Source organism: Providencia stuartii (assembly GCF_029277985.1).
GTDB lineage: Bacteria > Pseudomonadota > Gammaproteobacteria > Enterobacterales > Enterobacteriaceae > Providencia > Providencia zhejiangensis.
Map to the genome: position 1 here is coordinate 1,735,934 of NZ_CP119546.1, position 12,720 is coordinate 1,748,653.

Below are 12,720 nucleotides of genomic sequence, written 5' to 3' on the forward strand. Positions count from 1 at the left end.
AGCGAGTGGCTTTTTTTTAAAGGACTAACATTATCCATGCGGCCGCTAAAAGCATACACAGCAGCGCAACGATGCCCCCCGACTTGGCAAATTCTGAAAATGAGATTTTGACGCCGTAAGCGGCAGCTTGCTCAACGACAATAATGCCGGCAAGACTTCCAAATACAAATAAATTACTTGAGAACCCAGAGCCTAATACTAAGGCTGCACCTAATGAATCGGCATTGCCACTTGTGGATAGGAAAGGGACAAGTAACATCACGGCGGGGTTATTCCCGACAATAGTACTTAATACTCCCGTGACCAAAAATAGAACAATAGGGTTGTTTAATTCAACGCCATTACTGCGCAAGTCATTTAACATTTGTTGTGGTAAGCCAGTCGATGCAAAGGCGGCATTGACAACAAATAGCCCCATAATCAGTAATAGTAAATTACCATCAACGAGTTTCAACATATCACTTGAGGCTATCGAACGGTTTAAAAGTAAAAAGCCCGCAGCCGTTAAGGCAATAAGTTCTCTTGGTATATCACTGATAACGAAAGCGATGATCACAATGAATGTGATAATACCGGCTTTGGTGGTTTCCCATACATCAAGTTTTGTCGCGGGGTCAGTTGGTGCAGTAGGGGCCGAGGGCGTTGTCGCCGTTTTAGCGAGATACCAACGATTACGATAGAGAAAAACTAAAATAGCCCATGTAATAGGTAATGATAGCAAAGCTGGGATCGCCGAAGCTTGTAATAAACCAATAAAGGAAATATCTAACCCTTGTGCCGCAATCATGTTTTGAGGGCTGCCAATTAATGAACCTGAAGCACCATTGTTAGCGGCAAAACAAAATCCTAACAGAAAGGGAATTGGGTTTAATCCACGAGATAAGGTAATTGAGACTAACAAAGGTGTCATGGCGACAACAACGACATCATTTGTGAGTAAGGCGGAGAGTAGTCCGCCAACGGCAATTAATACAGCAAGTAGTACTGGAGCACTGACGTTTAGCATCGCAACGCGGTTCGCCGTCCAGCTATAGAATCCGGATACGACAAAAGATGCGGAAACGACCATCAAGCCAAATAACATCCCAATAGTACGATAATCGATAGCATTCCATGCATGTGGTGGCGTAATACTCCCTACAGCCATCATGGCCAAAGCACCAATAACCGCAGCACCTGTTCTATCGACTTTAAAACCGGGCAACTTACCAAACCCCATCGCAACATAGACTAGCAGAAAAATAATGATCGTGAGGCTCATAACCTATTCACTCTTATTAGTAAAATTACGGCTAATTTAGCGGTGAAGAATCAATGAAGCAAGTAGAATAACCTTTAAATAATAATAAGTTGCAACAGGTCATTTAATGATGATTTTAATGAGATGAAATAGGGTCGAGATGTTGAGAAATTGAATTTCCTCACTTCAAAAAAGAAAAGCGAATCAAACGAGAGCGATATGCAACGAGATGAAAGTTTATTACAAAAATATTGAATAACAGTAACAATAGACCAAATGGTGAATTTTACTGAGTTAAAAAGTAAGCAACCTAAAAATATTTTGTGATTCGAATCACTATTTAACAAAAAACATCGTCGTAAAAAATGTGATAAAAATCACGTTAAATTGGTTTGATGAACAAAAAACACGCAATGTAGTTTTGCTACATGCCGTTATTGAGAGTTTGATCACTAAAAACATAGGGGGAGTGAGGGGGGAATAGTGATATCAATCACAAAAAGCCCGCGTGGTACGCATCCGATAGCGGTCATGCTAGAGTGAAACTGTTCAAAAATCACAAACGTTATTTGGCGATAACGTTATAACCGTATCATTTTCGTACCACGGGGTTCTATTATGGTAACATCAAATGTCAAATTAAAGGTACAGAATTTTGGGCGCTTCCTGAGTAACATGGTTATGCCTAATATTGGTGCCTTTATCGCGTGGGGGTTGATTACCGCGCTCTTCATTCCAACGGGCTGGTGGCCAAATGACACGTTGGCGCAACTTGTCGGCCCGATGATCACGTATCTTCTTCCCTTACTCATTGGTTATACTGGCGGTCGCTTAGTGGGTGGCGAACGTGGCGGCATTGTTGGGGCGATCACCACTATGGGGGTTATCGTAGGGGCGGATATGCCAATGTTTATGGGGGCGATGATAGCCGGTCCATTAGGAGGATTTGCAATCCGTCGTTTTGACCGCTGGATTGAAGGCAAAGTCAAAACAGGTTTTGAGATGTTGGTGAATAATTTTTCATCAGGCATTATCGGGATGCTGCTCGCCATTCTTGCATACCTTGCGATTGGTCCTTTAGTGGAAGGTTTATCCAAAATACTTTCCGCTGGGGTCAATGTGATGGTGGCCCATAATCTATTACCGTTGACCTCAATATTTGTCGAACCAGCCAAAATCTTATTTCTCAACAACGCGATTAACCATGGTATTTTTTCTCCTTTAGGGATACAGCAAGCCACAGAAACAGGGGCATCCATCTTCTTTTTAATTGAAGCAAACCCAGGTCCAGGTTTAGGCGTACTGCTGGCTTATATGTTTTTTGGTAAAGGCAATGCGAAACAATCAGCGCCCGGTGCCGCGATTATCCATTTTTTTGGCGGAATACATGAAATCTATTTCCCCTATGTGTTGATGAATCCGAGATTAATTATTGCTGTTATTCTTGGTGGAATGACGGGCGTATTTGTGATGAGCATCTTTCATGCGGGGCTTGTTTCACCAGCATCTCCAGGCTCTATTTTTGCCGTATTGCTGATGACGCCGAAATCATCATTAATCGGTGTGATTTTATCGGTCACGAGTGCCACATTAGTTTCATTTTTAGTGTCGGCTATTTTATTAAAACGAACGCGTTTAGGGGATGAAGATGAGCTTGGTAACGCAACGCAAAAAATGCGTGAAATGAAAGCGCAATCGAAATCTTCAAGTGGAAAAAGTGACAAGGCTGTAGCAAACCAGACAGCAAATTTGAGTCAGGTTCGCAAAATTATCGTTGCCTGTGATGCAGGAATGGGGTCCAGTGCGATGGGCGCCGGAGTCTTAGCGAAGAAAGTGCGCGATGCTGGGCTAAATGAAATTGCAGTGACCAATATGGCAATTAATGATCTCCCTGCCGATGTAGATATTGTTGTGACACATAGAGATTTAACTGCACGAGCAAAAAACTATGCGCCTCATGCACTTCATATCTCACTGACAAATTTTTTAGATAGCCAAACGTATAATGACCTCATCACGCGTCTTATTGCTGAAAAAAGCCCACACGCCGCGAATGACAGTCGCTTGATTAAACAAACGCTAATCGCGGCAAATGATGAACATTATGATCCAGAAGAGCAAGAAGAAGCATTGTTTACTCTCAGTTCACAGCATATTCATCTTAATTTAAGCGCACCGAATAAAGAACAAGCCATTCGCTTTGCGGGAGAAAAGCTCGTTGAAGGGGGATATGTTGAACCTGAATATGTGGAGGCGATGCTAGAAAGAGAAAAGTTAACATCAACCTATTTAGGCGAGTCTATCGCGGTACCACACGGCACAATTGAAGCGAAGGCACGCGTATTAAAAACAGGCATTGTTATTTGCCAGTACCCTACTGGTGTTCGATTCGGTGATGAACCAGAAGATATTGCCCATTTAGTGATAGGAATTGCTGCCCGTAATAATGAACATATCCAAGTCATTACAAAAATTACCTCTGCACTTGATGAAGACGGAATGATTGAAAAACTCTGCAAAACTCAGAGTGTTCAGGAAGTTCTCGATATTTTATCAACACAAAGTGCCGCTTAAGGAGATTGCTATGAAAGTCATTCATTTTGGTGCAGGTAATATTGGACGTGGATTTATCGGCAAACTATTAGCAGATGCAAATTCAGAAATGATTTTTGCAGATGTTAATCAACAGCTTATTGACCAATTAGCACATCAGCAGTCCTATCAAGTCCATGTGGTTGGTGAAGAACATATCGTTGAAAAAGTTCAACGAGTGAATGCGGTTAACAGTATGGATCCAAAAACAGTGGAGCATATCGCCATTGCAGATATGGTGACGACTGCTGTCGGGCCTCAAATATTAGAAAAAATTGCAGCAACATTGGCAAAAGGTATACAGAAACGAAGGGAAATCGGCAACAGTAAACCCTTGAATATTATTGCCTGTGAAAACATGGTAAGAGGAACAAGCCAGCTGAAACAGCATGTGTTAGCTCATCTTTGCGATTCAATGCATCAATGGGTAGAGGAAAATGTTGGCTTTGTAGATTCTGCTGTCGACCGCATTGTACCTCCTATGGAGGCGGCAAACGATGACCCGCTCGATGTAACGGTAGAGACATTTAGTGAATGGATCGTTGATCAAACACAGTTTGTTGGCGACATTCCTGAAATCAAGGGAATGGAGCTGACAGAAAATTTGCTGGCATTCGTTGAGCGTAAGCTATTTACTCTAAATACTGGGCATGCAATTACAGCGTATTTGGGGCAACTCAAGGGATATCAGACGGTCTACGATGCGATCAATGATCCGCAGATTGCAGAGATTGTGAAAGGAGCCATGCAGGAGAGTGGGCAAGTCTTAATTCAACGCTATCGCTTCGATCCTATCAAGCACCAACAATACATAGATAAAATTTTAAAGCGTTTCGCTAATCCTTACCTCCATGACAATGTTGAGCGAGTCGGACGCCAGCCTATGCGTAAACTCAGTCCTGAAGATAGGCTAATTAAACCGTTACTTGGCACCCTTGAATACCAATTAGCGAATCACTATTTAGTCATTGGTATTGCTGCTGCTTTGCATTTTAGGAGTGAAGCTGATCCTCAAGCAGTTGAAATGGCTAAATATATTAGCGAAAATGGAGTCGATGAAGCTGTTAAGCGATTCTGTGGGTTAGTCGATCACCCACAGTTGGTTCAAGCTATTTGTCATGAATACCAGCACATGAATAAATAAATGGATAGCTTTATTCTTTTTATAGCCTCAAAATTATAAAGGTAGTCAACTTATCACTTGGTAGTTGTTGAATTTTCAGCTACCAAGTGGTGTAAAGAGTCATTATGGAAAATAGACAGTATACAGAAAATCAAGTCCTTGAAAGGCTGAATAAACATTCAGATATCAGGCCATTTATTCAGGAAGTGATTGTTCTGATCACCGAAGCCATTGATCAACTGATGCTAAAGGTTTTTCGCAAAGATGATTATGCGGTTAAATATGCTGTTGAGCCACTCCTTGAAGGCAACGGTCCATTAGGGAAACTCTCTGTACGCTTAAAATTATTATTTGCCTTAGGGGCTATTTCTCGCGAATTATATGAAGATATTGAACTTTTTCTTGCATTAAATGAAGTTCTCTCAACAGAACAATTGCCATTGGCTTTTACTGATGATGAGATTATTGGACCAATAAAAACACTGCATTGCATTGACCCCTTACCTGAAATGATGCTGTTTAATTTACCTGAAGATTTAATTGACCAACAATTAATTGACTTACAAAAATATCGCTATCAAGAGATGGTTAAATCAGCATTAGTGCTTTCAGTGACCTCTTTAATTTCTCAGATATTAGATACTGAGGTTTTTTAATTCAATAACACCTTTTCAGTGATTCTTATTACAACCATCATAATAGATGAATCTATTATGTTTTCTATTCTGTACAAACTCGCCATAAAGATAATATTCTCTTTCTGTTTAAAGCCAGAGTTAGCTTATCTATAAGTTAAAAAATCATGCTATTCGTTATAAGAATTAATGCTTTAATATGACTTTTATATAGAGAAATGTCTTAGGCTACCTTAGATAAGAATCATTTTTTATTGGTCATCAATACTCGGGAAATGTAATGAGTCATAATTCTAAATCATTAAAGGAGAAGGTTATTATGTCAACGGCAATAACAAAAATAAACATTGATACACGCTATCAAGAAATTAACACGATTAACTCAACGTTACCGGATTCAGAAACAAATTATACCACGAAGGTGTTAGCATATAGCCATGACGCCATGCTTAGATTGAATACGGTCATAAGCTCACTCGTTATTGATGTGAACCTCTTACTACCTATGTTCCAACAAACACAGAGAAACTCGATACTTGGGGATGCGGTATTAGCTAGCATTAACATGATATGTGATAAGGCTAATCACTTAGAGATAGAGACAAAAAACAGTTTTTCGGCAATCGCTATTGATGATGAAATAAATCATCAATCAATCTATAAAGCGCAAATACAAAAATCCATTGGAGGGTTTAAAAATAATTTAAATAACCTAGTGTTACAAAAAGCATCACTCATGTCAGTTTATACTGATAAAGTAAAGGACGTTAATCACTTCTTGCCTTTTTTAGATGAAGTGACTGAACGTATTCAAAAAGAAATTTCACGTTTGAACGATTTTTTAGAAAAGTTAAATGAATTACTATCATTAATTCTAAAAATAAAAGAATTGATTACTATGATAATAACGGTGATTAAGACTTTAATGGAAATAATTAAACGCTTTGATGTATATAGGGTTAAAGGTAGCTCTTCTGATGGCTTAGTAAACCTTGTTAATGAATTAAAAGATTATCTTAATGGTTTTTTGAATACATAAAATTAAAAATTCTATACTTTATATTATTCAGCTTATGAGATAACCCAATAAGATTATCTTATGAGGCTATCCTAATAGCCTCTATAAACGGTATGGCGTATGTGATTATTTATAACGACATTATTGTTACATTTCACGTCTACCAAGGTACCTTTCTTTCATTAAAGATGTACTAATTGCAATGTCTAAAATGGGGGATGGGGGAAGGTAATTTGCCTTACCAAGTGCATTCATGGCTTCAATTAAAGGATGCTCAATGCCTAAAGCATAATCAGCGAGTAATGTACCTGCTATCGTTTGTTTAGATATACCTGCACCATTACAGCCTCCGGCACTATAAACCCCATGCATTAATTTCCCCCAAACAGGTGCTCCATTGCGGGTGACACTAATGGTGCCAGACCAAGTATTAACCAGTGGTACATCTGATAATTGCGGATAAATTCTATTAAAGAGCTGCTTGTGTTGTTGCGTCACTTGATAGGTTTGTTCGGCTGTTATACGGCCTTTTAAAGCAGGGGTAACATGTTGACGAATTAATAAACGGTGATCTTGAGTATAACGTAAGGTCGCGCCTGCAATAGCATTCACAGGTGTTAATCCCCAACTATTCATTGCAGGTAATCTCTGTCTCTGCTCAAGGGTCAGTGGCGCACTAATGCTTGCAAACGTTGCCATAGCGGCTTGGTAATTCGCTATAGGTCTCAATTCGCGAGAAAGTGCATTGGTAGCTAGCATGATATTGGGCGTCCGAATATTACCGTAGGGCGTAAAAATCGTATGTACTTTCGCTGTGTGAACCGCCATGACAGGGGTATTATTATAAACGGTGATATTTTCCGGAAGGCTATTTGCTAGGCCGACCACGAGGCTGGCAGGATTGACCAAAATTGAATTAGGCGTATAGATGCCTTTATTGTAAAAATGCGTACCGAGCTTTTGATACAGAGCGTCTTTATCTAAGAGTTGATAAGACTCATGCATAAGATTAAGGTTCTCAACATATTCCTGCAACACACGTTGGTTTTTGGTATCGACTTGGCAGTGATATTTGCCTACATTTTCCCAATCACACTCGATATTAAATTGCGCTATTAATGCCGTGAGTTGATTTATACCTTCTTCAAGTAATGAACGATAAAATTGTGCCTTTTTTAATTCAGCAGTCGAGCTACCAATATTATGAGGCAATCCAATAATAAATCCGGAGTTCCTTGCCGATGAACTGTCAACCGCGGTTGCTGAATCAATCAGAATAATATTTAGGCTCGGATTATTTTGCGCGAGCCTTCTAGCAAAAGAGAGACCTGCATAGCCTGAACCAACAACGACCCAATCTGCATCAGTATCGTTATTTAGAGTAGGGTAGGTATTGATCACTAAACCTTCTTTTAACCAACCATTTTTATTTTGATTAAATGGCACTGAAGCGTATTTCATCGATTTTGCCTAATAGTATCTGATATTGATATAGCTGATATGGACGTGTTTAAATCATAATCAAAAGATTAAATAACACCGAAAGATCATGACTATAGCGTAAATCTGATTTTTTGATAGTGAAGAAAACTCAACTTGAAATAAGGCAAAGGCGCTATTAGGATAATCTGTAAGCAAAGAAAATCGTATCGCTTTAATGAATGGTATCTATGACGAACGTGTCACATCGATCGTGTATCAACAACGAACAACTGGTTATAACTCGATATTTCATCCAATGATAATAAGGCAAGTAGATGACACCTGCATTATCAGACATTCTCTACCCAGTAGCCGGTAAGTCATATTTTGATAACTAAAATTATTTATTATCAGTTAAATTAAAATAAACTTTATTCCCTGATAGGTTATATTTCATCTGGAAATAAAGCTATAATAATTTTTAATATGATATATTATCGTTATTGACTAATTTATTGCCCCTCGTTGAATAGATAATATTTCTTCTTGAATAAACTTTCGACGTTGCTCTTGAGATTTAATTTGTTCTCCCAGTGAGTCTAATTCAGCTTTATACTTAGATGATTGCTCACAAATATTACCGTAAAAATCACTCCCTCTTTTTTCGCACTCTTTCTGTGAATATCCATATTCTGAGCTTAATCTAGAATGAGTCAGATAAAGGGTATGGATATTTTTTTCAACGGAATTTAGTGTCTGTCTGAGCGCAAGAATGTTTTCATTATTTCTTTTATTGATTTCTAATTGCGTAGTATGTGCATTTTGTGCTAACTGTGAAATAAGAGTATCCCTCTCTTGCATTAATTGATTATTCTTTCGGTTTAAATCTGTAATGACTTCATTATATAAAGCTTTAACATTAGCTACGTTTTTTTCTAACCTAGAGTCTTCGCTATCGATTTGTTTTTCTAAGCGATTTTGAATGTCTTTTAATTGACTAGCCAAATGATTTTTATCTTTATTTAACTCTTCTATACGGGAAACTTTCTCTTTAATAATCAGTTCATCGATAGCAAAGTATGACCCTACGCAACTTAAAATTGCTACAATCACTATTAATTTTATATTCTTACTGTCTGTAATGTATTTAAATGATGATTCTAAAAAAGACATTTTCATAGTCCAATGAGAGAAATATTATTTAATTACATCATGTTATACAATTAAGGGAAAATCAAATTAAATATAAAAATGTTCTATAAAAGTAATTTCATATCATTGGCCATAATCATGACTATTTAATTAATTATCAATGGCTTATTGATGTTTAAAAAGTGTCTAAATGTAATTGTGAGTATTTAGAATATAGAATAGGTCGCACCGCAGTATTTTTATTATGGCTTTAGCCAGTTTAAGTCGCGTTAGGGTCTTAAACATAAAACATCGCTTTATGGATGATCATGTTGTAAAGAACTCATACTATCCATACAGCAGCTAAAAGCCTACACAATAGGGCGATGATGATTGGCACTGTAGGCGGCAGCTTATTCAATCATGACAAGTCGGCGAGGCTACTAAATGCAAATCAATCTTCACTCGTATTTTGATTTAAAGCCGAGTATCGGGGAGTAAGTCAAGATTCCATTTAACCAACTATTTTTGTTTTGATTAAATGGAACGGATACGTATTTCATCTAATCTTGCATAATAGCATCTTGTGCTAACGATGATATATGATGGAGACTAATAGCATAATTATGAGGATAAATAAGATTTAAAGCTCATAGATATAACATAAATTTACTTTTTGATAGAGAAGAAAATTTAATTTCACAGAAAACAGAGAGTACTCGTGTGGTCATAGAGTCATAAAACGAGGCATAGTATTTTCATAAATACTGTCTCTAGCGAATGTATAAATCTTCCATTAATTATCAGGTATCTGCTGGTTTCTTTGCCAATAGGGCAATAGAGAATCCCTATCTTAGTGGGAATTCTCTATTTAGTGATTAATCAAGGGAGGTTATTAGTGTTTTTCACTCTCATTATTGGTTTTAGACGCATTTATCATATTTAAGCGCTCTTTCCATAGAGGATGGGTACTTAATAACTTACTATTCATTTCAGGTGATATGTTAGCCAACTTTATAAATATTGACTCCATCATCGCTAATGGCCGTTCTTGTTTTAACATATGCTCAATGGCAAATTGGTCAGCTTCTAATTCCATATCTCGAGAGTAGTTCAATGCCATTAATTGATTACCTGAATTTAACAATATCTCTTCAATTCCCGATGATTTACGCAATATCCACATGCTGACAAATTTTAACGATGACGAATTCACTAAAGAGTTCATTATGTGATGATGATAATGGTGCCCCATTTCATGCAATAAAACGGAAACGAGTTCATTTTCATCTTCAATTAAGTTAACTAGCTCATCAGTAATAATAATTGTACCATCAGTTAATGTTAAGGCGTTGGCTTGTTTCGGATAGTCTCTAAAAATAAGCTGTGGCTTTAACTGATAGTGATTAAATTCTTTAGGCGTAATTCTGTCAAATAGGGCTTTAAGTTCTCGCTGCTTTTTTAATGGCAATTTACTTGGTTCAAGTACACTTTTATCTAACAGGACAAGTGTTTCTTGACCAAGGTCCTTTTGAATTTGAACAGGCGTCTCTTTAGCAATAACCGATGCCATTGATGGCAGAAAGAATTGGAAAAAGAGATATACCATAGGAATAATACAGGCGAGTAAATAAAGGCTAGCCATTTTATAGCGTTCTAAAAAGTGAATAACACCAAAATGGAGCTTGCTTTTTTTCAAAACAAGCTTGTTACGTAACTTTTGCTCTTTTTCACAGATAAAGCATCCACCATCAGAAAAATAGATAGAGTCTGGTAGTGATCCTAGCGGCTCTGATAAACGAATATCTTGATATGAATATGTTTTAACTTCATCGTTTACATGAAGGATGATTTGATGCTTATCATTATCTAACTCAATAAAGGCACTGTGTTTCAGTGCCTTTTTATTATAAGTATATTCACCCGCTATGTTCACAACGATAATCCAAAGTCGAAGGAATCAAGCGTTTCATCATGAAAAGAATTGGCATCAGTCTCATCATGAGCGAGTTCATTTTCTAGAGACATATCACCTGTAATTTTAGTATTTATGGCGAAATATCGTGCATAGCGAATTTGAGCAATCGGTGTCGCTAGCCCTAGCGTAAATATAATAATAAGACTATTAGAGAACAGTAGAATAAGATAAGAAAAATAGGTTATGGATGAGCTAAATTTTAGCTCGTTACTGAACTCTAATTTATTGAAAAACTCACGTCTCATCATGAGGTGAATGTAACTATAAGAGAGTAACAACCCCACGTAAAAGTACAGATATATGAATAAAAACATGAAAATAGGCATTTCCGATTCGCTGGCGCTGTTTTTGTATATTGCAATGGCCTCTGCTATAGAGATGATGCTAAACCCGCTTAAGATGATGAAAGGGAGCAGTATTAAAAACGCGATACTATAAATTTTAGCAACTGCTCGATAATTCATTTGTAGCTTAAATGCGGATTTTCCAAAGTAAAAGTTATTGGCAAAATACTCATACAATTGTTTTGTTCTTATTGCGGAAACTACATATATAGAGATAACGATTAAAAATAAAGTAACGTATGTGCCGATTAAATATTTACTATAATTTAAATGGTCATAGCTATTCGATGAATTAAATATAATGATTAAACTTATAATATTTCCTATCAAGAAAGAAACACCCGCGCCAACTAATAAAAGTAAGAGTGGAAGAATGAAAAAGTGCCAATACCCTTTTTTATAGCTACCGAGAAAATTAAATCTTACATTTCTATAGCTTGTCATAATGGCATGGAAACGGCATGAGCGAATAATAAAGTAAGGTAGCATCAAGCAAAACAAAAACAGAATAACATATGCTATTGGTAGGTAAATATAGTTAACGACTAAATATAATGCAAAACAGAAAAATATAATAATCCTAGATATTAGAATGCTTACAGGTGAAGCATGATATTCAAGGCGTGAGCCATTAATCTCAGTGTTACCTAAGAAGTAGCGTCGGGTTCTGACGGTGGCCCACGCTGAATAGATACCTAGAGTGAGTATCGTCAATAAAACATTCACTATCCATATAAAGAAATACTCAGTATTATCACCATGAAATTTAACATGATGGACTTGACTACGCATATCTTCCTTTTCAATATCAATATCCAAAAGGTTTTTTGTTACATTTTCCATAAAGATCACTCTATTTATGTTTTATTTATAGCACGCTTGAGGAGTAAAAAGTAACTTACACGTAGACAATTAGGTTGAAACTAATGAGATATAACGCATAGTGATGTATATTTAGATGAAAATAATAGTGGAAATGAATTTTCAGTATAAAACACAGTAAGCTAAATATGACTCAACAGTTTATTCGTTAAAGGTGTAAATTCCCAATTTTACCAATCACAAATTTTGTGACTTAATCTAAATTATTATTAAGTGAAACTCAATATAAATAAATCATCATGTGGAGGGTTATCTTCATAAAAGGATAATTTATGGTTATTTTATTGACATTAATAGGGTAAAATAGTGAATTCAAGAATTATCCTATTTTGAGTGAATACACGGTATTGCTCAT

At 36.8% G+C, this 12,720-nt stretch carries 9 protein-coding genes; 4 read left to right on the forward strand and 5 right to left on the reverse strand.

Annotated features, from left to right (window positions below):
• Positions 1-16: 16 nt before the first annotated feature.
• Positions 17-1,261 (reverse strand): SLC13 family permease, encoded by a 1,245-nt coding sequence (locus tag P2E05_RS07555; protein WP_196713252.1) that lies wholly within the window; start codon positions 1,259-1,261, stop codon positions 17-19.
• Positions 1,262-1,858: 597 nt separating this feature from the next.
• On the opposite strand from P2E05_RS07555, the gene P2E05_RS07560 reads away from it, so the two are divergent.
• The 4 genes from P2E05_RS07560 (at position 1,859) to P2E05_RS07575 (ending at position 6,629) form a co-directional block, all read left to right on the forward strand.
• A complete protein-coding gene (locus P2E05_RS07560; RefSeq protein ID WP_154621777.1) occupies positions 1,859-3,814 on the forward strand; it encodes a PTS mannitol transporter subunit IICBA in 1,956 nt (651 codons plus the stop codon).
• A 10-nt stretch (positions 3,815-3,824) separates the two neighbouring features.
• Complete coding sequence (locus tag P2E05_RS07565; RefSeq protein ID WP_154621776.1) at positions 3,825-4,976, forward strand: mannitol-1-phosphate 5-dehydrogenase; 1,152 nt, start codon at positions 3,825-3,827, stop codon at positions 4,974-4,976.
• Between the two features lie 104 nt (positions 4,977-5,080).
• The gene (locus tag P2E05_RS07570) at positions 5,081-5,611 is read left to right on the forward strand and encodes an MltR family transcriptional regulator (protein WP_154621775.1); all 531 of its coding nucleotides are present in this window, start codon (positions 5,081-5,083) and stop codon (positions 5,609-5,611) included.
• 298 nt (positions 5,612-5,909) lie between these two features.
• Positions 5,910-6,629 (forward strand): hypothetical protein, encoded by a 720-nt coding sequence (locus P2E05_RS07575; RefSeq protein WP_272657513.1) that lies wholly within the window; start codon positions 5,910-5,912, stop codon positions 6,627-6,629.
• Positions 6,630-6,755: 126 nt separating this feature from the next.
• Here P2E05_RS07575 and P2E05_RS07580 read toward each other — a convergent pair whose 3' ends face one another.
• The 4 genes from P2E05_RS07580 to P2E05_RS07595 form a co-directional block, all read right to left on the reverse strand.
• A complete protein-coding gene (locus P2E05_RS07580; protein ID WP_247047616.1) occupies positions 6,756-8,069 on the reverse strand; it encodes an NAD(P)/FAD-dependent oxidoreductase in 1,314 nt (437 codons plus the stop codon).
• Between the two features lie 468 nt (positions 8,070-8,537).
• Positions 8,538-9,203 carry a hypothetical protein gene (locus tag P2E05_RS07585; protein ID WP_154635757.1) on the reverse strand — a complete coding sequence of 222 codons (666 nt, stop codon included), beginning with the start codon at positions 9,201-9,203 and terminating at the stop codon, positions 8,538-8,540.
• Positions 9,204-10,056: 853 nt separating this feature from the next.
• A complete protein-coding gene (locus tag P2E05_RS07590; protein WP_196713247.1) occupies positions 10,057-11,097 on the reverse strand; it encodes a M48 family metallopeptidase in 1,041 nt (346 codons plus the stop codon).
• Positions 11,094-12,326 carry a YjgN family protein gene (locus tag P2E05_RS07595; RefSeq protein WP_272577915.1) on the reverse strand — a complete coding sequence of 411 codons (1,233 nt, stop codon included), beginning with the start codon at positions 12,324-12,326 and terminating at the stop codon, positions 11,094-11,096. The genes P2E05_RS07590 and P2E05_RS07595 overlap by 4 nt, the downstream gene beginning before the upstream one ends.
• Positions 12,327-12,720 lie beyond the last annotated feature (394 nt).